Source organism: Sphingomonas sp. ATCC 31555 (genome assembly GCF_000282895.1).
Taxonomy (GTDB): Bacteria; Pseudomonadota; Alphaproteobacteria; order Sphingomonadales; family Sphingomonadaceae; genus Sphingomonas.
The window spans coordinates 195,048-219,736 of the sequence record NZ_ALBQ01000011.1; the positions used below are offsets into that span (position 1 = coordinate 195,048).

General features: G+C 63.2%; 19 protein-coding genes. 10 read left to right on the top strand and 9 right to left on the bottom strand.

Features of this window, described 5'->3' with window-relative positions:
• Nucleotides 1–61 precede the first annotated feature (61 nt).
• From B215_RS0105260 to B215_RS0105275, 4 genes are all read left to right on the top strand, one after another.
• Nucleotides 62–1,828 carry a copper resistance system multicopper oxidase gene (locus tag B215_RS0105260; protein WP_019368586.1) on the top strand — a complete coding sequence of 589 codons (1,767 nt, stop codon included), beginning with the start codon at nt 62–64 and terminating at the stop codon, nt 1,826–1,828.
• Nucleotides 1,829–2,067: 239 nt separating this feature from the next.
• Nucleotides 2,068–2,832, top strand: coding sequence for a copper resistance protein B (locus B215_RS0105265; protein WP_419724229.1), 765 nt, complete (start codon nt 2,068–2,070; stop codon nt 2,830–2,832).
• A 162-nt stretch (nt 2,833–2,994) separates the two neighbouring features.
• Nucleotides 2,995–3,774, top strand: coding sequence for a DUF2334 domain-containing protein (locus tag B215_RS0105270; RefSeq protein WP_050990134.1), 780 nt, complete (start codon nt 2,995–2,997; stop codon nt 3,772–3,774).
• On the top strand, nt 3,774–4,943 hold the full coding sequence (locus tag B215_RS0105275; RefSeq protein WP_019368590.1) for a glycosyltransferase: 1,170 nt from the start codon (nt 3,774–3,776) through the stop codon (nt 4,941–4,943). The genes B215_RS0105270 and B215_RS0105275 overlap by 1 nt, the downstream gene beginning before the upstream one ends.
• Nucleotides 4,944–4,951: 8 nt before the next feature.
• Here the strand turns inward: B215_RS0105275 and B215_RS0105280 are convergent, their stop codons facing one another.
• The gene (locus tag B215_RS0105280; protein ID WP_082664509.1) at nt 4,952–6,166 is read right to left on the bottom strand and encodes a histidine-type phosphatase; all 1,215 of its coding nucleotides are present in this window, start codon (nt 6,164–6,166) and stop codon (nt 4,952–4,954) included.
• A gap of 231 nt (nt 6,167–6,397) precedes the next feature.
• On the opposite strand from B215_RS0105280, the gene B215_RS0105285 reads away from it, so the two are divergent.
• Nucleotides 6,398–9,175 carry a TonB-dependent receptor gene (locus B215_RS0105285; protein WP_019368592.1) on the top strand — a complete coding sequence of 926 codons (2,778 nt, stop codon included), beginning with the start codon at nt 6,398–6,400 and terminating at the stop codon, nt 9,173–9,175.
• Between the two features lie 265 nt (nt 9,176–9,440).
• On the opposite strand, the gene B215_RS0105290 is transcribed toward B215_RS0105285, so the two are convergent.
• From B215_RS0105290 to B215_RS0105305, 4 genes are all read right to left on the bottom strand, one after another.
• Nucleotides 9,441–10,178 (bottom strand): 3'(2'),5'-bisphosphate nucleotidase CysQ, encoded by a 738-nt coding sequence (locus B215_RS0105290; protein WP_019368593.1) that lies wholly within the window; start codon nt 10,176–10,178, stop codon nt 9,441–9,443.
• Nucleotides 10,175–12,088: a sulfate adenylyltransferase subunit CysN gene (gene cysN / locus B215_RS0105295; protein ID WP_019368594.1), complete on the bottom strand. Its 1,914-nt coding sequence runs from the start codon at nt 12,086–12,088 to the stop codon at nt 10,175–10,177. The genes B215_RS0105290 and cysN overlap by 4 nt, the downstream gene beginning before the upstream one ends.
• Complete coding sequence (cysD, locus tag B215_RS0105300; RefSeq protein WP_019368595.1) at nt 12,088–13,026, bottom strand: sulfate adenylyltransferase subunit CysD; 939 nt, start codon at nt 13,024–13,026, stop codon at nt 12,088–12,090. Before cysD ends, cysN begins: the two co-directional genes overlap by 1 nt.
• 101 nt (nt 13,027–13,127) lie before the next feature.
• Nucleotides 13,128–14,444: a UDP-glucose dehydrogenase family protein gene (locus B215_RS0105305; protein WP_026008974.1), complete on the bottom strand. Its 1,317-nt coding sequence runs from the start codon at nt 14,442–14,444 to the stop codon at nt 13,128–13,130.
• Nucleotides 14,445–14,698: 254 nt separating this feature from the next.
• Between B215_RS0105305 and B215_RS19590 the strand changes: the two genes are divergently transcribed.
• From B215_RS19590 to B215_RS0105320, 3 genes are all read left to right on the top strand, one after another.
• Nucleotides 14,699–16,267, top strand: coding sequence for an EAL domain-containing protein (locus B215_RS19590; protein ID WP_236704541.1), 1,569 nt, complete (start codon nt 14,699–14,701; stop codon nt 16,265–16,267).
• Nucleotides 16,264–18,729 (top strand): ATP-binding protein, encoded by a 2,466-nt coding sequence (locus tag B215_RS0105315; RefSeq protein WP_152997934.1) that lies wholly within the window; start codon nt 16,264–16,266, stop codon nt 18,727–18,729. The genes B215_RS19590 and B215_RS0105315 overlap by 4 nt, the downstream gene beginning before the upstream one ends.
• A 69-nt stretch (nt 18,730–18,798) precedes the next feature.
• A complete protein-coding gene (locus tag B215_RS0105320; protein WP_019368600.1) occupies nt 18,799–19,185 on the top strand; it encodes a response regulator in 387 nt (128 codons plus the stop codon).
• 20 nt (nt 19,186–19,205) lie between these two features.
• Here the strand turns inward: B215_RS0105320 and B215_RS0105325 are convergent, their stop codons facing one another.
• The 4 genes from B215_RS0105325 to B215_RS0105340 form a co-directional block, all read right to left on the bottom strand.
• Entirely contained in the window at nt 19,206–20,492 is a 1,287-nt protein-coding gene (locus B215_RS0105325) for an MFS transporter (protein ID WP_019368601.1), read from the bottom strand.
• Nucleotides 20,493–20,577: 85 nt separating this feature from the next.
• The gene (locus B215_RS0105330) at nt 20,578–21,426 is read right to left on the bottom strand and encodes an intradiol ring-cleavage dioxygenase (RefSeq protein ID WP_050990135.1); all 849 of its coding nucleotides are present in this window, start codon (nt 21,424–21,426) and stop codon (nt 20,578–20,580) included.
• 122 nt (nt 21,427–21,548) lie between these two features.
• Nucleotides 21,549–22,829, bottom strand: a complete 1,281-nt coding sequence (locus B215_RS0105335; RefSeq protein ID WP_026008977.1) for a sensor histidine kinase — start codon at nt 22,827–22,829, stop codon at nt 21,549–21,551.
• Entirely contained in the window at nt 22,826–23,563 is a 738-nt protein-coding gene (locus B215_RS0105340; RefSeq protein ID WP_019368604.1) for a response regulator, read from the bottom strand. Before B215_RS0105340 ends, B215_RS0105335 begins: the two co-directional genes overlap by 4 nt.
• Before the next feature lie 222 nt (nt 23,564–23,785).
• Here B215_RS0105340 and rpsU point away from each other — a divergent pair, with 222 nt between their 5' ends.
• Nucleotides 23,786–23,992, top strand: coding sequence for a 30S ribosomal protein S21 (gene rpsU / locus B215_RS0105345; protein WP_019368605.1), 207 nt, complete (start codon nt 23,786–23,788; stop codon nt 23,990–23,992).
• 84 nt (nt 23,993–24,076) lie between these two features.
• Nucleotides 24,077–24,646, top strand: coding sequence for an FKBP-type peptidyl-prolyl cis-trans isomerase (locus B215_RS0105350; RefSeq protein ID WP_019368606.1), 570 nt, complete (start codon nt 24,077–24,079; stop codon nt 24,644–24,646).
• Nucleotides 24,647–24,689 lie beyond the last annotated feature (43 nt).

Genomic DNA, 24,689 nt, shown 5'->3' on the forward strand with positions numbered 1-24,689 from the left:
CTTGACCCTAACATGATGTCAAGCCCTACATCATGGCGATCCAGCCGAGAGACCAGAAGGCATGACCGTTTTTATCGATCGTCGCGATTTCCTGCGCAAAGCTGCCCTGGGAGCCGGGGGGGGCGCGCTTGCCGGGGCGTTGCCCGCCTGGGCGCTGCCAGGCTCGGCGGGGCTGGCCCAAGGGCTGCCGGTGCTTTCCGGTGAAGACATCACCCTGCGCATCGCGCGAACGACGATGCGGATCGACGGCCGCACGATGCGCGCTGTAGCGGTGAATGGCACGGTGCCCGCGCCGCTGATCCGGCTGCGCGAGGGGCAGAAGGTGCGGCTGCACGTGATCAATGAACTGGGCGAGGAAAGCTCGATCCATTGGCACGGACTGTTGCTGCCGTTTCACATGGACGGGGTGCCTGGCGTTTCCTTCCCCGGAATCGCGCCGCGATCCAGCTTCACCTATGAATTCCCCATCGTTCAGGCTGGCACCTATTGGTACCACAGCCATTCGGGTTTTCAGGAGCAGGAGGGGCTATACGGCCCCATCGTGATCGATCCTGCCGGCGCAGATCCGGTGCTGTCCGATCGGGAGCATGTGATCGTGCTGTCCGATCACAGCCCGCTTTCGGGGCAGGCGATCTTCGCCAAGCTCAAGCAGCAGCCGGGCTATTTCAACCAGCAGCGGCAGGCGCTGGACGGCCTGCTGGCGGGTAAGGACCAGGCCACCGGCGATCGGCGCGCTTGGGGCGCGATGCGGATGGACCCCACCGATATCGCCGATGTGACGGGTTCGACCTATCGCTATCTCGTCAATGGCCAGGGCCCGCAGGATAATTGGACGGCACTGTTTCGCCCGGGCGAACGGGTGCGGTTGCGCATCATCAACGCCTCGGCGATGACCACCTTCAACCTGCGCATTCCGGGCCTGCCGATGACGGTGGTGCAGGCGGATGGACTGAACGTCCGCCCCGTAGAGGTGGACGAGTTCCAGTTCGGGCCGGCCGAAACCTATGACGTGGTCGTCACCCCCGGTGAGGATCGTGCCTACACGCTCGTTGGCGAGAGCATCGATCGCTCGGGCATGGCCCGCGCGACGCTGGCGCCGCGCGCCGGGATGACGGCGGCGGTGCCGCCGCTGCGTCGCCGCCCGGTCGCGACGATGAAGGATATGGGAATGGGTGGGATGGACCATGGCGCTATGTCCGCCATGGATCACGGCACCATGAACCATGGCGCCATGCCGGGCATGACGCGTGGCAATGCCGACAGCGGGGGCATGGACCACAGCATGCGCGACTTCTCGAACGCGCCCGGCGTGAAGAAGGGGCCTGGGGTCCAGACTATTTCCCCGATGCCGGTCGACCGCACCGGTGAGCCTGGACAGGGATTGGGCGATGTGGGGCACCGTGTGCTCACCTATCGCGACCTGATCGCGCTCGATCCCAATCCGGACGTGCGCGCTCCTTCGCGTCAGCTGGAAATCCATCTGACCGGCAATATGGAACGCTATATGTGGGCGTTCGACGGCGAGAAGCTGTCGGAGGTGACTGCGCCGATCGCGTTCCGCGCCGGTGAGCGGGTGCGGGTCACATTGGTGAACGACACGATGATGGGACACCCCATCCATCTTCACGGTCATTTTTTCGAACTTGTTACCGGCCACGGCGCGCACAGCCCCCGCAAGCACACGGTGCTGGTGCAGCCCGGCGGGAAAGTGAGCTGGGACGTTACGGCGAACGAAGGTGACTGGGCGTTCCACTGCCATATGCTCTATCACATGGCCGCTGGCATGATGCAGGTCGTGCAGGTGCGCGGCGATGGAGATGCGGCATGAAGGCGCTGCTGCTAGCTGGCCTCGGCGCGATCGGCTGGACCACTTCCGCTTCGGCCCAGACTGTGGACCACAGCCACCATGGCGCTATGCATATACCCGCCGCGCCCGCTTCCCCGCCAGCCGAGCAGACGCAGTCCGAGAGGGTCGAGGATCCTCATGCGAGGCATCGGATGCCCGAGCCGCCAAAGGCAGACCCGCACGCCGGACACCACCTGTCGGCGCCCCCTGTGCCCGTGGCAATGGCGACGGGGACCGATCTGCCTGCCGGGAATGCGCCGCCACCCGCACCGAAGCCTGGACTGGCTGCGGCGCGCTATTGGGGGGCGGAGGCAATGGCGATGGCGAACCATCATCTGCGCCACCATCATGGCGGCATGGCCTTCCGGCAGGTGATGCTAAACCTTGCCGAGGTGCAGGTACGCGACGGCCGCAACGGCTATCGGTGGGACGGCGAGGCATGGATCGGCGGCGACATCAACCGCTTCACCCTCAAATCGGAAGGCGAGGGCGCGTTTGGCGGCCGGGCTGAACAGGTCGAGGTGCAGGCGCTCTACAGCCGCGCGATCGACCCCTACTGGAACCTGCAGGCCGGCATGCGGCACGACATCCGGCCTGGACGGTCGCGCAGCTATGCCACAATCGGAATCGAGGGGCTGGCGCCGTACTGGTTCCAGATGGAAGGTGCCGTGTTCCTTTCCGAGAAGGGGGATTTGCTGGCACGGGCCGAGGGTTCGTACGACCAGCGCCTGACCCAGAATCTGGTGCTCCAGCCGCGGGTGGAGGCCAATTTCTCGGCCCAGACGGTGCGTGCCACGCAGCTTGGTGCCGGCGTAACCGATCTCGAGCTGGGGCTGCGCGTGCGATACGAGCGGCAGCGGGCGTTCGCGCCTTATGTCGGCGTATCGTGGGAGCGGCGCCTGGGTGACACGGCGCGACTTGCCCGTGCGCGGGGCGACGGGACGGGTGGCTTCGCCTTCGTAGCGGGCGTGCGCACCTGGTTCTAGCCGGCGCCGACTCGACCCAAATACGGCATAAGCGCGTCGGTTGCGGCAGACGTGCGGTTTTGTGCCTTGCATTTCCGTGCGTTAGAAAATGCCGAAATTCGGCCCGCTTGCCGCCCTGTTCTCCGGCTCTATATCGTTCGCACCCGCAGCAAAGATAGCCGAATGCCTCTGCCGAACCACTCTCCAGGCCTGCTTCAAGGCCCTAGCCTCCTGGCATCGATCCACGACGTCAGCCCCCGTTCGGAAAGCCCGGTCGACCAGCTTTCGGAGCTGTTCCTGCGCCATATCGGTGCGCCGCGCTATGCCATGCTGGTGGTCCCCGATCATTGGGGATCGGCACCGCTGGTACGGGGGAGCCCGTTTGCCACGCGCCTGCGGAGCTGGGCAGATTCCGGGGTCGAAATGTTCCTGCACGGCTGGTTCCACCGAGATACCACCAAGCATGGATCGGCCGGCGCACGGTTCAAGGCGAAGCACATGACGGCGGGCGAAGGCGAGTTCTTGGGCCTTGATTATGCCACCGCACGCGACAGAATGGAGCGCGGGCGCGCGCTGGTCGAAGATGTTACCGGGCGCCCGGTGACCGGCTTCATCGCTCCCGCGTGGCTCTATGGCGACGGCGCCCGGGCTGCGATGCGTGATTGCGGCTTCGCACTGGCGGAGGATCATTTCCGAGTCTGGGCGCCGCAGCAGCAGGATCGCGTGCTGGCAAAGGGGCCGGTGATCACCTGGGCCAGTCGCAGCAAGAGCCGGATTGCCTCGTCGCTGGCAGTGGCAGCGCTCGCCCGTGCGTTACTGCCTCGCCGCCCTGCGATGCGCCTGGGCGTGCACCCCGGTGACGTGACCGTGCCGGCGCTGCTGAGAAGCATCGATCGCACCCTAGGCGCCCTCTCCAAAGGCGGCCGTTTTGGCCAGTATCGCGATCTTCTGGAGATGCGCTGATGCGTATCGTCGACGTCTGCGCCTTTTACAGCCCCTATGGCGGCGGCGTGAAAACTTATGTCCGCCGCAAAATGGAATTAGGCGCGAGGCTGGGGCACGAGATTGTCATCCTCGCTCCCGGCGAACGCCACGAGATCATCGAGGAGCATGAAGGTGCGGTGCTTGCCACCATCCCCGCGCCGCTCCTGCCTCTAGACCGGCGGTACCGCTATTTCGACGACGAGCCGGCCTTACACGCTGCGCTGGACCGGTGGAAGCCCGATTTCGTCGAGGCTTCCTCGCCGTGGCGCAGTGCATCGATGGTCGCGCGATGGCAGGGATCGGCGCCGCGCGCGCTGGTGATGCACGCGGATCCGCTGGCGGCCTATGCCTATCGCTGGTTCGGCACCATCGCCAATCGCGAGACAATTGACCGGGGCTTCTCGTCCTTCTGGCAACATCTGCGCCGCCTGGATGAGGGATTCGATTTGGTGGTGACGGCCGGGCGCGACTTGGCCGCACGGCTGACCGAAGGCGGGTTGTCGAAGATCGTGACGATCCCGATGGGAGTCGAGCCCGGCTATTTCAGCCCTGGGCTGCGCGACGAGAATTTGCGCATCGAGCTGCTGGCGAGCTGCGGCCTCGCGCCGGATGCTACGCTGCTGATTGGAGTGGGACGGTTGGCTGCCGAGAAGCGCTGGCCCATGGTCATCGAAGCGGCCGAAGCAGCGGCGGTGCGACAGCCGATGGGGCTGATCCTGATCGGTACGGGCACGGCGCGGTCTCGTGTTATATCCGCCATCGGGCGGAACCCGCATGCGCAGTTGTTCGAGCCGACCAGCAGCCGTGAACAGCTTGCTCGCGTGATAGCCAGCGCCGATGCGCTCGTCCATGGCTGTGAGGCGGAGACGTTCTGCATGGTGGCGGCGGAAGCGCGCGCCAGCGGCCTGCCGCTGATCGTGCCTGATCAGGGCGGCGCGGCCGACCAGTTCGTCGAAGGCCAAGGGATGCTGTACGCCGCAGCCGATCCGGTGAGTCTTCGCGATGCATTGGGGCGGTTCGTCGAAACGACGCCGTTGTTCCATCGGTTGCGTGCCACCGCTGACGCGCCGTCGACGCGGACAATGGACACGCATTTCGAGGAACTTTTCGCGAGCTACCGTGCCAAGGCGTACTCGCGCGCCGCGTAATCGGCCGGTCAGCCGCGTGCAGGCGCGGTGGCGATTTCCAACCGCTTGATGAACTGGGGAAGCGGGCAACGATGCTCGCGACCTTGATCGCAACCGTGTAGCTGCAAGGGGATCCATCGGGATCGAGCGCGCGCGGCGCGGATGTCCGCCGCGCTCTGGCTGCGATACCAAAGGCGTACGGCGCGGTTGCCCTCGGCCGTATTGACGAGGGCGATCGCGATACCGCCGCCGGGCGAGGGATCGCCGGTCGCAAAGCCTTGCGCCTGCACCGGCACGCCCAGCACTGCCGCCAGCGCCGCGACGTTCGTGTCGTGACCTATCAGAAGGTCTATGCTCGGCGCGGTGTCAGCCGTGAAATCCTGCACGATGCGATCGACGGTAGGCGCCATTTGGAAAGCGGCCATATAGGGCGGACGGCTGAAAACATCGAACAGCGCTGCGTGTATGGCGCCGAGCGTCGCAAGCTGACGGGGCGTTGCGCGGCTCCAGCCGACCTGCGCCACCGGCAACCCCTCCAGATATTGAAGCATCAGCACCTGAGCGGTTCCCGAAGCGCTGCGGATCGGACCTTGCAGATCGATGCCGCGGCCGTCCGCCGTCGCCTGTACGGAGGAGGGCGCGAGCGGGCTGCATGGACGCGCTGGACAGGCCAGCACGTGCTCTAGCAGCGCGAGCGCGCCCGCATGGCGTTTCGCCAGCGCCGCTATTCCGCCAGTGTAGCGAATGATCGAGTCGACGGCGCGTGCCGCGTCGAAGCTCGTCGGACGTGCGCCTAGCGGTTCGAAGATCGCATCATCCTCCCCTGCGGGGCGGTGGGTGACCGGCAGAGTACAGCCGGGAGCCAAGCCCTTGGCATAGGCTTCTCCACTCGCGATTGTCCGAGGCGAGCTGTTGGTCCAGATCCGCACGGCTGCCGGATCGACGCAGCCGCTGGCGGGGAGCAATCCGGCGGCTGCGAACCAGCGGCGATCCGCTTCAGCCAGCGCGCGCAGCGCGGCGGCACCATGTGGCGTGACTTGCTCCGCTTCCCCCTCCCAGCGCGGCCAGGGTTGGCTGGTGCGGGTAGCGGGCGGCACCTCACCCGCGAGAGGCGCCCGCACGCCGTGGCGCATCAGCAGCACCACACGTTCGATGCGGGACGACTGCTCCGACGCCGACACTGCTAATGGCGCAAGGAGAAGAATGGCGAGCAGGCCGAAGCGCCGGATGAGTGAGGCTTTCATGCCCCCGCCCTTAGCTCGGCACAATGAACGCTCTGTGACAAAAAATAATACCAAATCAAAATTGGTATTATTCCAATGTCCTTAGTCTCTTCGCAGGCCATGCAGCATGTCTGTCACCATCTTGTAGCGGTATCGCCATCATCGCGACGCGGCAATGCCGCCTCGTGCGGCTAGCGGCCGCGGCAGCCGGCGGGGATGTGCCGGGTACAATGGAAGACAAAGGAAATACCAATGGGACACTGGAACAAGCGCTTTGCGCTGCTCCTGGGCGGGGGCACGGTCGCACTTTTCGCACATAGCCACGCGTTCGCCGCGACTACGCGTGAAGACACGATTGCGGATACATTTGCGGAAACTGATGATCAGTCGCGGGACGGAGACACGATCGTCGTCACCGGAAAAACGGTCGCGATCAAGAATGCGCAGAACGAACAGGTGAAGAGCCCTTCGCTGGTCACCATCGTTTCCGGTGAAGAATTACGCGCTCAGCCACAGCAGAACTTGGCGGATCTGCTCACCCGCCTGCCGGGCCTCAATTCCTCGGTCGATCAGTCGCGGAATGCGGCGGCGACCGGCGAGGCGCAGTATCTGTCGATCCGCGGTCTCGACACCGCGTACAATGCCTATGCTTTCGACGGCGTGCGCCTGGCGCAGACCGATGCGCGCACCCGCGCCATTTCGATGAACCTGTTATCGCCCTTCGCGCTGTCTGAAGTGCGCGTCGACAAGGCGCCGACCGCCGCTCAGGATGGTGACGCTATCGCCGGCGTGATCGATCTGCGCACCGCTTCCCCATTCGATTTCGGCGCGCACCATGTTCAGATCCGTGCGCAGGGGCTGATCGCGGGTCGGGCAGCGGCGCGCGGCCAGGACCCGTGGGGCGGCACGATCCAATTGGAGACTGCGCAGCAGTTCGGGAATTTCGGCATCTTCGCGTCTGGTTACTACGGCAAGAAGAACGTGTTCAGCGAGGCAGTGGCGATGCACCGCGACTATACGAAGATCGACGGGAACCAGCCGGGCGCCGTGCGCGACAATCTGAACAATGTGATGCCGATTGGCGTGCTGTGGAACGTGTTCCAGAACCGCATCGAACGCCTTGGTGGCACGGTGAACCTGGAATGGCGGGGCGACAGCACCGATCTGTATGCCCGCACCACCTATGGTGAATATCGCCTAAAGAGCTGGATGGACCAGACCGCGGCGCGCATTTCGAACCTGACGGCGGGACAGACGAATCCAAATGCCGGCAGCAAGCTGGGGGCCAATTATGACGCGGCCGGCTATCTTGCGGTCTACGGTCTGGGCGGCAGCAATTACTTCCGCACCGAGCATAGCAACCAGCGGCTGTTCACCACCAAGATCGGAGGCGAAACCCGTTTAGGCGACCTGACGCTGGACTATAACGGCGCCTATTCGCGTGGCGCGACAAGCTACCCCCTGCGCATTCAGGCGAGCTGGCGCAGCCCCACATACATCGGCCCTAACGCCACCGGGCCGGCGACCTACCAGCTGATCACCGGGATGGCGGACCGCACGAATCCGCAGGTGGTGCTGAACGAAGCAGCGCGCGCCGCGATCACCAACTTCGATACTTTCGCCCAAGCGTACACGACCGCGCAGTTCGAGGATTCGTGGGAATCGAAGCTGGAAGGCCGGATGGATGCTACGTGGCGGTTCGGCGAGCACGGCTTGTCCTCGATACAGGCAGGCGGCAAGTTCGAAGCGGCCAAGCGCTACTCAAACAGCCTGGGGGATGACGGCGCTCTGCAGTACAGCTTTTCGGCCAACGACCCGAACATCACGCGCCTGAGCGCTGTGCCGGGCGAGCGGCTGAATGGCTTCATGAAAAATGCCCAGGTGCCCTTCTTCATTCCCGACCGCAGCTGGGTGGAAGCCCAGAACGCGAAGCTGTCGCTTGCGAAGCTGCCCGGCCTCAACCCTGTCAAACTCAACGAGAACCGGCTGGACGGCAAGGAACACCGCGCGAGCGCTTATATGCTCGCGAACCTCGCCTTCGGTGGACTAACGATCACGCCGGGGCTGCGTTTCGAGCACAACTGGTTCTGGGGCCGCTACTGGCAGGAAGACGGCAAGACTGCCGGCTTCACCACCAGCGCCCGCAGCTACGATCAGTGGCTGCCGAGCCTGATCGCATCGTACCGCCCGGGCGAGAACACCGTGTACCGTTTCTCGGTACGCAAGAGCTATTCACGACCGGCGTTCGACCTGCTGCTCGGACCGACCAGCGTGTCGCGCGACGATAGCGGCAAGATCACCTCGATCTTCGTGCCGAACCCTAACCTGGATGCGGTCGAGGCGTGGAACATCGATACCTCGATCGAGCACAAGGGTGCGGGCACCGATCTCTTTTCGGCGGCCTTGTTCTACAAGCGGCTGAACCATGTGATGTTCTCAACCGGTTCGACCAACCAGTCGGGCGATCTGAACGTCTGGACCGCCCCAAATAGCCAGCTTTCGCCGGACGGCGTCGAGATCGAAACGCTTGATACCAGTGGCAAGGGTAGCGTCTACGGCGTCGAGCTCTTCGCGCGATATAGTGTGAAGGGGCTGCCGGGCCTGTTAGATGGCCTGGGCTTTCAGGGCAACATCACGCTGCAGCGTGCGGACGCGACGGTGTTCGTCTCCAACGCCTATCGTCGCCAGCGCATGCCGCAGGCGCCACAGGTGATGTTCAACACCGAGTTGTTCTGGATGCATGGCGGGATCAACGCCGCTCTGAATTATGTCTATACCGGCAACAAGCTGTACGATCTGCGCTCGTCTCAGCCGGATACCTATATCCAGCCGGTTTCTACGATGAATGCGATCTTGAGCTACACGCTGAACCAGCATCTTACGGCAGGCGTATCGGTTCAGAACCTGCTCAACGCCCACACCTTCTGGTCGACCGCCGGCATGGGCAAGGCTCTGCTTTCGGTAGATCGCAAGGGTGGCTATGTTGAGGCCGGCCGCACGTATATGCTGAATCTGTCGTACAACTTCTAGGCGCAAAGCCGGTCCGCCAATATAAGAAAGCGGCCGGCCCAGTGCGCAAGCAGTTCTTACGACATCGAAGCAAGCCGGTGCGCCACGAGGGGATCGGAAAGTGTCGCACCGGCTTGCAACCATTGGCGTGGCCGGGGGTATGGCCGTCGTCGCCAATACGCTGTTACTCGCGGAAGGGTGGGGGGTATCGCCGCTTCCACATGCACTCTTCTAAGCGATTCGGTCGGCCCAGCGCAGTCGGGAGCACTCCGTTCCGGGTTTGCCCTTATTCTTGTGGTTCGCAGGCGGCCACGGCGGCGAGTACCGGCTCTGCCCATTCGCGCCGGCAGATCAGCAAATCCGGAATACTGGTGCTGGCTTGGTTGTAGATGATCGGCGAACCATCAATCCGCGAGGCGTGCAGACCTGCTGCCAACGCGACCGCCACAGGCGCGCAATTGTCCCATTGATGCTGGCCGCCGGAGTGAAGATAGATCTCGGCTTCCCCGCGCACGATCGCCATCGCCTTGGCACCCGCCGACCCCATGCCGACATTGACGGCGCCGATCGACTGCCCCACCTCAGCACAGAGCTGGCTGGCACGTGTGCGGCTCACCAGCATGCGAGGGGGCTGTTGCGCCGGCGCGAGTGGAGGCGGCATGTCGCTTGCCAGTGTTACGCCCAAGCGGGGCAGCGCGACGGCGCCCACCGTCGGCTCGCCATCGACCGCCAGCGCGATGTGTACCGCCCAGTCCTCGCGCCGTTCGGCGAATTCGCGGGTGCCATCGAGGGGATCCACGATCCAGACCCGCGCCTGTGCCAAGCGCGACAGATCGTCCGCCGATTCTTCCGACAGGATCGTGTCGTAGGGCCGCGCGGCGCGCAGGCGATCGAGGATCAACTGATTGGCTTCGCGATCTCCGCGGGCGCCCCCGGCGCAATCTGATTGAATGCGGAGCAGTAGCTCTCCGGCTTCCGTGGCGATGGCGTGAGCCAGCTCGGCGTCGGTCAGTTCGGTGATCATAGCGCGGGTGCCCAGACGCCCATGATGGCCTCGACAATCTGTTCGGCTGCCTCTTCGGGGGTGGTGCGGGTTGTGTCGATCCGGATTTCCGGAGCCTCCGGCGCCTCATAGGGACTCGATATGCCCGTGAAATTGGCGATCTCGCCGGCACGGGCCTTCTTGTAGAGTCCCTTCACGTCGCGACGTTCGGCGTCTTCGATCGGCGTATCAACGAAGATCTCGAAGAATTCACCCTCCGGCATCATCGATCGCACCATCGCTCTTTCGGCGCGGAACGGAGAGATGAAAGCGGTGAGCACGATCAGGCCGGCATCCGTCATCAATTTGGCAACCTCGCCGATGCGGCGGATGTTTTCCACGCGATCCTGATCGGTGAAGCCCAGATCGCGGTTCAGCCCGTGGCGCACATTGTCGCCATCGAGCAAGAAACTGTGCTTGCCGAGCGCATAAAGCTTCTTTTCCACAAGGTTGGCGATGGTTGACTTGCCCGATCCGGACAGGCCGGTGAACCAAAGCATACGCGGCTGCTGCCCCTTTTGGTGCGCGTGCGCCTCGCGGGTGATTTCCACCGCCTGCCAGTGCACGTTCTGGGCACGACGCAGCGCAAAATCGAGCATGCCGGCGCCGACGGTGGCGTTGGTCAGCTTGTCGATCAGGATGAAGCCGCCGAGATCGTGACTTTCGGCGTATGGCTCGAACACGATCGGCCGGTCGGTCGCAATTTCCGCGATACCGATGTCATTGAGCGCCAGCGTTTTTACGGCGCCGCGAGCCATGGTGTTAACATCGATCGCATATTCTGGCGCGCGGACTACGGCGCTAACGGTTTTCGTGCCGAGCTTCAGCCAATAGGCGCGGCCGGGGAGCAGCTCTGCCTGGTCCATCCAGACAAGGGTGGCTTTGAACTGGTCCGCCGCCTGGGGCGGGGCGTCGGCTGCAGCGATCACGTCGCCCCGCGAGCAATCAACTTCATCGGCAAGCGTCAGGGTTATCGATTCCCCCGCCACCGCGATATCCTTATCGCCGCCCATCGCAACGATGCGGACGACGGTGCTGGTGCGTCCTGAAGGGAGGATGCGCACCGCATCGCCTGGCCGGATGGTGCCGCTGGCGATCGGGCCCGCAAAGCCGCGAAAGTCGAGATTGGGGCGGTTGACCCACTGCACCGGCATTCGGAACGGCTTCACGCGATTCGTGTCGGCGTCGACTTCGACCGCTTCGAGATGCTCCAGCAACACTGGGCCGCTGAACCAGGGCATCGCGTCGCTGCGCGTGGTGACATTGTCGCCTTGGAATCCCGAAATGGGGATGGGTGTGACATCCTGGATGCCTATAGAACGCGCAAATGCGGTATAGTCCTCAACGATCTCGTCGAAGATGGCCTGATCATAGCCGACCAAGTCCATCTTGTTTACCGCTAGCACCAGATTGCGGATGCCGAGCAGGTGCGCGAGAAAGCTGTGCCGCTTGGTCTGGGTAAGCACGCCTTTGCGCGCGTCGATCAGAATAATGGCGAGATCGGCGGTAGAGGCGCCGGTGACCATGTTGCGGGTATACTGCTCGTGGCCGGGGGTATCGGCAACGATAAACTTGCGCTTCTCGGTGGCGAAGAAGCGATAGGCGACGTCGATCGTGATGCCCTGTTCGCGCTCGGCGGCGAGGCCGTCGACCAGCAGCGCGAAGTCGATCGCCTGACCCTGGGTGCCAACGCGCTTGGAATCATTCTCCAGTGCGGAAAGCTGGTCCTCGAAGATCTGCTTCGAATCGTAGAGCAGCCGGCCGATCAGCGTCGACTTGCCGTCGTCCACCGATCCGCAGGTGATGAAACGTAGCAGCGACTTGTGCTGGTGCAGTTCGAGATAGGCCGAGATGTCGGCAGCGATCAGCGCATCGGGGCGATAGGCGGTCATCAGAAATACCCCTCCTGCTTTTTCTTCTCCATGCTGGCGGCCTGATCATGGTCAATCGCCCGGCCCTGGCGCTCGCTGGTGGTGGTGAGCAGCATTTCCTGGATCACCGTTTCCAGCGTGTCGGCCGTGCTCTCCACCGCGCCGGTCAGCGGATAGCAGCCGAGGGTGCGGAAGCGGATCGAGCGTTCGACCGGTACTTCGCCGGGGTTGAGCCGGAAGCGTTCGTCATCGACCATCAGCAGCATGCCGTCGCGCTCCACCGTCGGGCGCGGCGCGGCGAAATAGAGCGGCACGATCTCGATGCCTTCCGCCAGGATGTACTGCCAGATGTCGAGCTCGGTCCAGTTGGAGAGCGGGAACACGCGGATGCTCTCGCCCTTGGCCTTGCGGGCATTGTACAGCCGCCACAGCTCGGGGCGCTGGTTCTTGGGGTCCCAGCGGTGCGAGGCAGTGCGGAAGCTGAAAATGCGCTCCTTGGCGCGGCTCTTCTCTTCGTCCCGCCGTGCGCCGCCGAAGGCTGCGTCGAAACCGTATTTGTCGAGCGCCTGCTTCAGCCCCTCGGTCTTCCACAGATCGGTGTGGAGGCCGCCATGGTCGAATGGGTTGATCCCGCGTGCCTTTGCCTCGGGGTTCTGGTGGACGAGCAGTTCCATGCCCGCTGCGGCTGCAGAGCGCTCACGCAGCGCGTACATCGCCTTAAATTTCCATGTCGTGTCGACATGAAGGAGCGGGAAGGGCGGGGGCGCAGGATAAAACGCCTTGCGGGCGAGGTGCAGCATCACCGCGCTGTCCTTGCCGATCGAATAGAGCATCACCGGCCGCTCGGCCTCGGCAACGACTTCGCGTAGGATGTGGATGCTCTCGGCCTCGAGCCGCTGGAGATGGGTCAGCGGAGAGGGGGATGCGGTGGCGGAATCCATGGTGCTCGTTTGCAGCATGGTAGGGCATGTAAAAAGGCCGGCGCGCGCGTGCGATCTAGTTATTGTTTAGTCCGGCATACCCGCCCCCGCCGTTCGATCGGCAGGGGCGGGAAAACGGATCAGTCGCGGCTCGGCTTGCCGACGCCGGTGTATTGCAGGCCGGCGCGCTCGAGTTCGGCCGGCGGATAGATGTTGCGCAGATCGACAAGGACCGGCGACTTCAGGCTATTCTTGATGCGGGAGAGGTCGAGTGCGCGAAACGCATCCCACTCGGTCACAATCACAAGTGCGTCGGAACCATCAGCGGCCGCATAGGGGTTCTCGACGAACTCGACGTCCGTGAGCATCTTGCTCGCCTGCTCGACGCCTTCCGGATCATAGGCCTTCACCGTCGCGCCGGCATCTTGCAGCGCGGCGATGATCGAGAGGCTCGGCGCGTCGCGCATGTCGTCGGTGTTCGGCTTGAAGGTCAGGCCGAGGATGCCGACGGTCTTGCCGCGCACGTCGCCGCCCATCGCCTTGATGACCTTGCGGCCCATCGCGCGCTTGCGGGCATCGTTCACCTGCACGGTGGCTTCCACGATGCGCAGCGGCGTCTCGTTGTCGGCCGCGGTCTTCATCAGCGCCAACGTGTCCTTGGGGAAGCACGAACCGCCATAGCCGGGACCTGCATGGAGGAACTTGCCACCGATGCGGTTGTCCATGCCGATGCCGCGGGACACTTCCTGCACGTCCGCGCCCACTTGTTCACACAGGTCCGCGATCTCGTTGATGAAGGTGATCTTAACCGCGAGGAAGGCGTTGGCGGCGTACTTGATCAGTTCGGACGTGCGGCGGCCGGTGAACAGCACCGGCGCCGACTGGTTGAGCGACAGCGGGCGATAGATTTCGCGCATGATCTGGCGGGCAAATTCGTCATCGGTGCCGACGACGACGCGATCGGGGCGCTTGAAGTCCTCGATTGCCGCGCCCTCACGCAGGAATTCAGGATTTGATACGACCTTGGCGCCGCTGTCCGGGGCAACCTCCGCGATGATCCGCTCGACCTCGTCGCCGGTGCCGACCGGCACGGTGGACTTGGTGACGATCACGCTGGGCTTGGTAAGATTTTCGGCAATCTCACGCGCTGCGGCGAACACGTAGGAGAGATCGGCATGGCCGTCGCCGCGGCGGCTGGGCGTGCCAACCGCGATGAACACCGCATCGGCATCCTTCACGCCCTCGGCAAGATCAGTGGTGAACGAGAGACGGCCGGCCTTCACGTTGCTAGCCACCAGCGCATCAAGGCCCGGCTCGTAGATGGGCATCACATTCTGGTGAAGCAGCTCGATCTTGCGTGCGTCCTTATCGACGCAAACAACTTCGTGGCCGAAGTCCGAAAAGCAGGCTCCTGAAACCAGGCCTACATAGCCCGTGCCAATCATCGCAATGCGCACGATTATCCCCTGTGGCTCGATTGCTGTTTCCAGCGGGTAGCCAGCGCTCTTAGCGCAACTTGGGCGGACGGCAAGCCATTGCAGTGCAGCAAAGGCGTTCGTGACGGCACCTGCGAAATAAAAAAGGCCTGCGAAACGCAGACCTTGATCACCTGAGCATGTGCCAGGCCGGCGGACGCTCCACCGGCCTGACGAAGCGCCTTTAGACCGGGCGGATCTCGGTGCCCATTGCGCCATCTTTGAAGAAGAGGGTGATGAAGGTCATTTTATGTTCTCCCATTTCTGCGCTGTTACGCGCAAGTCATTTCGTTAACGAAAAATTTACGATTCTTCAATCCGGGAATCTGCGGAGCCCGAAAATGCGGGATCTGGTGCAGGCCCCTGTTTACCAAGTGTTGACATCGGCGGACTACGCAGGTTGTGCGACGGAGGGGATTCGATCCGGCAAGGCGCGTATGCGGCGGAAATTTCGCCAAAAACGCCTCGCAGGTCGAATTTTCGACTCGGGCCAGTGGCGCTTCTGCACGTGCTGGACTATTCCTTCCAAAGCCGGAGCAAGGGGCGGGAGAGCGTCGGTGCAACATGGGTGGATCGTCTCAATCTTGTGCCAAGTGCCCAACTTTGAGACAGCGCGCCGAAATTTAGGACGCGAGCGCCTCGAAGGGGTGATCGACGTTGTGGTGGATATGGTGACTGCGGCTCCCCTGGAGCTTGCAGTCGTTTCGCGTGGCCGCGACCTTATCGAGTTTGACTGCCGGTGCGGCGACTTCGGAGCTGCCGCCGATATGCTTCATGCGCTTCGCGGCCTTGTCGCTGCCGCGGAAGCGTCGTTGAATCTCCCATCTCCCATTGAGTTTCAATTCGGCATGGCGGCGGGACCGGAAGGCGACTGTGACCCGCTTCAGCTTGTAGAGGCGGCAGAGGCCGCAATCCTGCGAGCAGCGGACGAAGGCGGGCTTGTAGCCCTGGATCTGTCCCGTGACGACCAAGTGGTGGATCGTCTGATGCTGATGCACGATCTGCCACGCGCGATTAGCGCCGGCGAGATGACGTTGCATTATCAGCCGAAAGTGAGCGTCCGGCGCCAGCAGGTGACGAGCGTGGAAGCACTGATCCGCTGGGACCACCCCAGCCGCGGGCTGATATTCCCCGGCGATTTCATCGGCGCGGCCGAGCAATCCGGACAGATTGCGCCGTTGACGCTTTGGACGTTACGTCAAGGGATCGCCGACCAGCAGGTAATGGCGGCCGCCGGTCATGATCTTCCGTTGTTCCTCAACATTTCCGGCATGCTGCTAGCGGATGCGGAGTTCGTGCACGAGGCGTGTAAGATCATCACCGCGCACCCCGAGGTAAGCCTTGGCTTCGAAATCACCGAGACCGCGGTAATCCGCGATCCCGAGTCCGCGATCCGGCACCTGCAGCAATTTGCCGATCACGGCATTGTCCTCGCCATCGACGATTATGGTGCAGGCCTCTCTTCGCTGGCCTATCTAAAGCAGCTTCCCGCGAAGGAGCTGAAGATCGACAAGATGTTCGTAACCCAGCTCACCTCCAGCCATCGGGATCCATTGATCGTGCGATCGACCATTGATCTCGCACATGCGCTGGAGATGGAAGTCACGGCAGAAGGGGTGGAGACGCCGGCGGCGCTGGCGTTGTTAAGCGTCATGGGCTGTGATCTTGTACAAGGCTATTTGATATCGCGCCCGTTGCCCCTTCCTGCACTGATGACCTATCTCGGCGAACAGGACCGTCTGGCGGAGACTTTGTCAAACAAGCCTATGTTCCTGCGTTCCGAAAGCTTCTGGAAACGAGCGTGACCCGCAACTTACTCTCCCGGGTACGTCTGCTGTTTATAAGCCTTGTTCTCCTATTGCTGTCGTTTCCTTGTCTGAGTGCAGACTTATCCATTCCTAAAGCCATCGCCCCGAAGCTGGCCGAGGCCAAGCTTCATCTCGTCGAACAGCCGCTTGCTGCCATCCCTCTCGCAAGCGAAATTGAGCGATTTAGCGGCGGTGTAACAGATCCGGCGCAACGAGCCATATTGAGGGGCACGGCAGATTGGTTGCGCGCAGAAGTCGCGCTCCGTACTAGCCGCCTTGATCAGGCCAACTATTTTCTAAAGCGAGGGCAGCAATCTATCGCCCTTCTACGAGAGCCAAGCAAGTTGCGTGGAGACCTGTTGATGTCTCGAGGAACTTTGTTCCTCATGCAAGACAGAGCTGCAGACGCACTTAGTTCGTTTCAGCAGGCATACCGCGTGTTCGAGAAACTTCGCGAACCGCGCAGTCAGTCTATTGCTCTGCAGAATATCGGGGCTCTTTATACTTCGGCGCATGACGGAAATCGAGCTGAAAGATATTACAAGCAGGCGGCTTTGACGTTTAGTAAAGATACCTTGTTGTCACTGTCTTTGCACAATAGTCGAGGAAACATTCTGCTTGATCTCAGGCGGTATCCTGAGGCGGAGGCTGAGTACAAGGCGGCGGCAGGGCTTGCCAAGGACTTGAAAAAACCGATTTTGGAAGCAAGAATATTAGATAATCTCGCGCGCAATCAAATAGAGGCGAATTCTCTGCTAGCTGCTCGTGAGACGCTAAAGCGAGCGTTCACGCTTATCAACGGTGAAGATTCGATTGGACTGACACGGCTATTGAATGCGACGGCAGCAAAGCTTGCACAGAAGCAAGGTGATTTACACGGTGCTGCAGAGCTTATCGGCAACGCATTCAAGGGTGTAGACCTCGAGCGGACCACGCCTGATTACCGAACTCCGCACCTATTTGCGTACAGCATCTATCGGCAACTCGGCGACGATCGCCGCGCGTTGGTGCACCTCGAAGCGTTGAAGCGGCTGAGCGATGAGGCGTCGAAGGTCGCCACCACCAATAGCGCGGCACTGATGGCCGCGCGGTTTGACTATGCCAATCAGGAACTCACCATCCAGCGGCTGCAGACCGAACAATTGCGCAAGGCGGCCGAGGTGCAGCGCACGCTTTTTCTGCTGATCGGTGGCGCTACCATGATCGTGCTCGCGCTGCTCACGCTTGGCCTCGTCACGGTTCGGCGCAGCCGGAACGAAGTGCAGGCGGCCAATGCCGTGCTGGCCGGCACCAATGCGGCGCTGGAGAAGGCGCTGCGCGCGAAAACCGAGTTCCTGGCGACGACCAGCCATGAGATTCGCACTCCGCTGAACGGCATTCTCGGGATGACGCAGGTGATGTTGGTCGATACCGCGCTGGGCGAGGCTGCGCGTGAGCGCATCCAAGTGGTGCATGGCGCGGGGCTGACAATGCGCGCGCTGGTCGACGACATTCTCGATGTGGCGAAAATGGAAACCGGCAACCTGACGGTCGACCCGGTGCCGATGCAGTTCCGCACGCTTGCGGCCGAGGTGGCGCAACTCTGGGCCGAACAAGCCCGGGCTAAGGGTCTTGCCTTCACCCTCGATATCGACGGGGCTCCGGACTGGATTGTCAGCGATCCCGGCCGGTTGCGTCAGGTGATCTTCAACCTGCTTTCCAACGCGATAAAGTTCACAGCGTCCGGCGGAATCGCGCTGCGGGCCCTCGCCACAGCGCCGACAGGGGAGTCTTCCCGCTTGCAGATTTCGGTGCGCGATACGGGCATCGGCATTCCGCCGGAAAAGCTTGAGGAGATTTTCGAATCATTCCGTCAGGCCGATTCCACCACCACCCGTGAATATGGCGGCACCGGGCTAGGGCTGACGATCTGCCGGAACCTCGCCAGAGCTCTGGGTGGGGACATCCAAGTGGCAAGCCAGCCGGGCGAGGGATCAATCTTCACGCTGGACCTCCCGCTGGTGCGTGCGGAAGCGCCCGGGCAGGCACCGGCGCAGGCACTCGATTCTGCACAGATGTTGATCGTCGAACGCAACCCGATCGTGCGCGCGATGCTGCGTCGGCTTTTTGAAGCGCGGGTAGAGATTGTGCATGCCGTAGGCTCGGGCGAAGAAGCGCTCGCAATTGCGAGTGCAACGCCCGGGCTTACGGCGATCGTCATGGATGATGCGGCACTGATAGATGCAGATAAGATAAAGGAAACATTGGAGAAACTGAGAAGTTGTTTGGCGTCGGCGGAAATCACGCTGCTGGTTGGTGCCGCGGATGACGACAAGAAAGCACAGTTTATGGACGCGGGCGCAACGCAGGTGGTAGAAAAGCCGATAGCGGGGGAAAGATTGGTTGCGGTAGCCGTACCTGCGGCTTTGCGCATACCAGATGGTTTGGGGAAAGACCCGCTTGTTTCCCAAGCGGCCTAGGGCGATAATACACCACGAAATGAGATATTCGGTCGCAACACGCGTGGACACCGGGATGGGCAAGGCCCGATGAACATCCTCTTCATCGAGGATGATCCCATGAACCGACGGGTCGTCAAGGACATGCTCGATGTAGCGGGCGCCACGATGGCGGAAGCGGCTTGGGCGGAGGAGGGGCTTGCCCGAATCGACGCTGAAACCTTCGACATCGTTCTGGTCGACCTCCGCATGCCGGGCACGGATGGATTCGAGACGATTCGCCGGATCCGCGGCAGAGGCGATTGCAAGGCGACGCTGCCGATCATCGTCGTGACCGCAGACACCGCGCTGGACCTGCGGGAGCGCTGCCTCGCCACCGGTGCGGACGATGTGCTGTTCAAGCCGGTCGCGATGGATGCTCTGTTCGATTCAATCGGCCGCGTGCTCGCCGGGCGCGAAGGAACGGTGATCGGCTGAGGCGCATTGCCGCTCGCTCATCAGTCTTCGGCGATACGGCTGTGCCGTGCAGTGTCGCGCATCACCACATACACGACCAGCGAAATGCCGATCATCGCCGTGACGTACCAGTAGAATCCGCGCTCCCAGCCCTGATGCTTGAACCACAGGGCGACGGATGGCGCCGTCCCGCCGAACAGGGCATTGGCCAGCGCATAGGGCAGCGCCACTCCCAAGGTGCGGATATGGGCAGGGAACAGCTCCGCCTTCACCACGGCGTTGATCGAGGTGTAGCCGGTGACGATCAGCAGCGCTGCGACCATCAGCCAGAAGGCAGACATGCCGTCGCGAACTCCCTCCATCGCGACGAAGATGGGATAGGTGAACGCCACGCCGAGGATGCCGAAGCCGATCATCAGCGGCTTGCGGCCGATGCGATCGGATAGTGCGCCCGCCAGTGGCTGGACGAGCATGAAGACGAACAGCGCCGCCGTGTTCACCCGCGTGGTCACCGCGTCGGAAAGGCCCGCGGTGTTTCGCAGGAACGTGATCGGATAGATGGTGTAGGCATAGAAGGCGAGCGTGCCGCCGGCGGTGAGCAGCAGCACCAGTCCGGCTTCGCGCGGGTGCTGGCGGAACAGCGTGAAGAAGCCGGACGCCGCCTGGCGATCTCGCTGGGCGAAGCTGGGGGTCTCCGCCAAGCGGCGGCGGAGCCAATAGACCAGCAGCGCCAGCACGCCGCCCAGCGCGAACGGCAGGCGCCACCCCCATTCCCGCAGCGCCGCTTCCGGCATCACCGCCTGCAACCCCAACAGGACGAGCAGCGCGGTAAGCTGCCCCGAGATCAGCGTGACATATTGAAAGCTGGAGAAGAAGCCGCGGTGGCGCCTCCCGGCCATTTCGGAAAGATAGGTGGCGCTGGCACCATATTCGCCGCCGAGCGACAGGCCCTGGAGAAGTCGCGCCACCACCAGCGCCGCGGTCGCGCCCCAGCCGATGCTGTCATAGCCGGGGGTGAGTGCGATCACCAGCGAGCCTGCGCACATCAGCGTCACGGAGAGGCTGAGCCCCGCCTTGCGCCCATGGCGATCGCCATAGACACCCATCAGCCAGCCGCCGATCGGCCGCATGAAGAAGCCGATCGCGAACACGATCCAGGCGTTTAAAGTCTGGGCAGTGCCCGGCGCGAAGTAATGCGGCGCGAGATAAGACGCGAGCGCGGCATAGGCATACCAGTCATACCATTCGACCAGATTGCCGGCGGAGCCGCCCAGGATCGAACGGAGGCGGGTACCGCGATCGAGCGGTGCATCGGAAGCATCGGCCATGCCCGGTCTATAGCAGAGCGTCGCCCGCCGGAAAGGCGCGCGCAGGGGGACGTACCCCTCGGCGAGCGACGCAGACCGCGCGCTTCTAACGCGCGATTCCGATAATTCCCGTTGCCGTGTACCCCGCGTCGACGCTGCCGCTCATCGTCGGCGTCTGCTGGGCAATCTGGGCGGCGCTGTTGTCGCCGAACACGTTGTCGCGGGCGATCGAGACGCCGGACAGGTTCGTCAGGCTGCTGCTATATCCGCTGGCGGTACTATATACCGTCGAGCAGATGGCGGACGGCATCGCCAACTGCGAGATCAGCGTTGCGTATCTGCCGCTGGTGGCGGTGGCCAGGCTGGAGAACACCTCGAAGTGGATGTGCGGCCAGCGCCCGGCATAGCAGCCGGGGAAAATCGTGGTGAAGGTCACCTGGCCGTTTGCATCGGTGACGCCCACGCCGCGCAGATAGCTTTCGTTCGGCAGGTCATAGAGCGAGTATTTGCCGTTCCGATCGCAATGCCAGAGATAGATCGCATAGCCGGCTAGCGGCCCGCAACTGCTGTTCACGTCTACCACGGTAAGCGTGAGAGTGAGCTGGACGCCCGCTGCCACGGTGGTCGAGCTGCCGATGAAACTGGGGCGGATGTCGCTGCGCACGACATTGCTGGCCGTGAGCGCGTTGGATGTGAGGCCCGACGAGGTATTGGTGCCGTCCGCCGGGTAGGGGCCGTTGGTTTCGGTCGGGTCGGCCACGCAGCTGCCGGTCGCTGTTGCCGTCGGAGTGGGCGTGGGCGTGCTGGTGGCGGTGGGTGTCGGCGTGGGCGTGGCGGTGGCCGTCGCGGTGGTGGTGCCGCTGGAGCTGCTGCCGTCGCAGGCGGCGAGCACCACAGCGGTACCCGCGCCGGTGAACCAGCGCAGCGCGCGACGACGGCTGGCAAGCGCGGTCATTGCTTCCAGGTCGTGCAAGAGTCCGTGGTCGTGATGGTCGTTCAAAACAGCCCTCCTGTGATGAAGGCTGAACTGATCGAGCGAGTTTGCTTGCCGATGTCGCCGTTTCGCGGCGTGTTGCGTCAGGTTGCAAGCGGCATCCGGACGCGAACGCGCCCGCCGGCGCCACCCGGCCGATTCGCGAGCGTTACCTCGCCCCCGTGCAGTTCGGTGATCGAACGGACGATGGCGAGCCCGAGGCCGGTGCCGCCCGTCGCCCGGTTTCGCGAGCTTTCACCGCGGACGAACGGCGCGAACAATTGATCGGCGCGCGCGAGATCGAAGCCCGCACCATGATCGTCAACCAGTATCTCGCCATAGCCCTGTCCCACGGTCCACGAGATTTCGGCGGCCTGGCCGTAGCGAATCGCATTTTCGACCAGATTGCCAAACAGCCGCCGCAGCGCCTGCGCGTCTCCCATCACGACCATGCGGGGGCCTGGGTCGACGGTTACGTTTTGCCCGGCGGCGGAAAGATCATCGGCCAGGCTTTCGACAACGCTGCCGAGATCGAGCCGGACCATTTCGCCATGGGCGCGATCATCGCGGTTGAAGCGCAGCGTGGCGGCAAGCATGCCGCGCATCTCTTCGATGTCGGCATTGGCACGATCGCGCGCGGCATCGGGCAATTGTTCGACCCAGAAAGCGAGGCGGGACAACGGGGTGCCGAGATCGTGCGCCATCGCGGCCAGCATCACCGTGCGATTCTCCGCCTGGTGCAGGATGCGGGTCTGCATCGCTTCCATCGCGTGACCCAGATCGCGGATCTCGCGCGGGCCGTGCAGCGGTATCGCTTCGGGAGCGCCCAGCCGCGCGCGCTTCGCCGCCTCGGCCAAACTACGAATCGGCCGCGATATCCGGCGCGCCGCCACCCAGGCCAGCAACGAGAGGATGAACAGCGTGATCAGCATCCATTGCAGGATCGCCAGCCGCCAGCGGCCCAGCGCCGGCGCGCGGCTGATCGATACCACCAGCCAGCCCTTGTCGGTTCGCCGGCCAATGCTGAAGCTGCCATGCACATCCTGATCGGGATCGCGCACCGGCCATTCATAATAACCGCGCACCTGATCGGCGGGGAGCGGGATCAGTGCTGCGATCGACCGATCGCGTGCGGGCGAGGGGCGCTCCTCGCGACGGCCGAAATATTCGTCGGCGGCATAGCGTAGCTGGATGGGATGGCCCGGGTTGCCGGTCGGCGCCCGACCGGTGCGCAGCGCCTCGGCGATCCGCGCGATCGGCACGGGGCTGAAGCCTGGAGGAGGGCCGCGAAACACGATCGCGAACTGCACCAGCATCACCACCGCCGCCGAGGTAATGGCGAACAGCATCATCGGCACGACGATGGAAACGGGCCTGCGGATCACTTGGTCGTGACTTCGGCCACGAACATATAGCCTTCGTTGCGAATGGTGCGGATCAGCTCGTCGTCGCTCGGCCGTGCGAGCTTCTTGCGTAGCCGGCTCATCTGGACGTCGATTGCACGATCAAAATGCTCTGCCTGGGGCCCGCGCGAATGATCGAGCAGCGCGTCGCGCGACAGCACCCGGCGCGGACGCTCCACCAGCGCGATCAACAGGCGGAACTCACCATCGGAAAGGTTGATGAGCACGCCATCGGGATCATAAAGCTGCCGCCCCAGCGGATCCAGCCGCCAGCCGGCGAAGCGAAGAAAGGTGCGCCCCTGCGGCACCGATGCGGCCGGGGCACTGGCGAAGCGGCGGAGCACCGAACGGATGCGGGCGAGCAGCTCTCGCGGATTGGCGGGCTTTGCGACATAATCGTCCGCGCCCATTTCCAGCCCCACGATGCGATCGATATCGTCGCTGAGCACAGAATGGAAGATAACCGCCGGTCGCGCATCCCTGTCCATGGTGCGCAGAATCGACAGGCCGTCTTCGCCCGGCATCATCAGATCGAGAACAATTAGCGCATATTCGTTCTCGGCAAGCGCGGCCCGCATCGTGGTCGCGTCCTCGGCGGTGTCGACCACATAGCCATGCTGCGACAGGAATGCCGCGGTGAGTTCACGGATCCCCGGGTCGTCATCGACAATCAGAAGGCGGGTTTCGAGATCCATGGCGAGGGCTGACTGCATCATGGGTGAGCTTGTGCCGCCAGAATCTATCGAGCGGGTTACAGCCCTGCAATCTGGTGTAATCTACAGCGGCGTTGCTTTGATGCAACAGCGGCGGCTCGCAGCCGGCGGTGCACGCTTTCGCTTGAAGAATCGCCTTCTCGCTGGTAGGAGGCCCGTTCGACGCCGTAACTATGGTTTCGGCGGCCCCTTTCTATTGAGTTTTGATCGGAGTTGTACGGCCTCATGCAAATCATCGTTCGCGACAATAACGTCGACCAGGCGCTGCGGGCGCTCAAGAAGAAGCTGCAGCGTGAAGGCGTGTATCGCGAGATGAAGCTCCGCCGTCACTACGAAAAGCCCAGCGAAAAGCGCGCTCGCGAGCGTGCGGCTGCGGTTCGCCGCGCGCGCAAGCTGGAGCGCAAGCGCGTCGAGCGCGACAGCGCCCGCTAAGCTGCGGTACGACGAGCGCGAATCGCGCTCGTCGTCTTTGTCTATGTTCCATGACGGGGCCGATGCCCCTACCGGAGTCCGATCATGTCGGTTACCGCCGTTCCGCTCCAGCCCGTCAAGGGCAGCTACAAGCTCTGGATCTGGTTGGGGGTGCTGGCGGCGATCGCCGTCGCGTTCGCGCTCGCCTGGGGCGGTACGCGCACCGCGGTGGTCTCCCGCTATGATGCCGACGCCTTCATGGCATGGCACAAAGGCCAGCCAGGCGTGCAGACCACGGCATCGGGGCTGCAATATCAGGTGATCGAGCCCGGCAGTGGCGCCACTCCGGAAGAGCAGGACGGCGTCGTCCTGGAAATCCGCGGCGTGCTGCGCGACGGCAAGGAATTTCAGCCGAAGACGCCGATGCGTTTTCAGCTGGGCCAGCCGATGATCCCCGGCTTCACCGAAGGCGTGAAGCTGATGAAGAAGGGGTCGCACTATCGCTTCTGGCTGCCGCCGAAGCTGGGCTATGGGGCCGAGCCCGGCGCCGCGAACGAGCTGGCGGATCAGGTGCTGATCTTCGACGTGAAGATGGAAGAACTGGTTCCTGCTGCGGTGATCCGTCAGATGATGCAGCAGCAAGGCGCGATGCCGCCGGGTGCTGCCGGCCAATAAGCCGGGACACGACGCAAGATCGAAAAGCCCGCGCGCGGTTCCG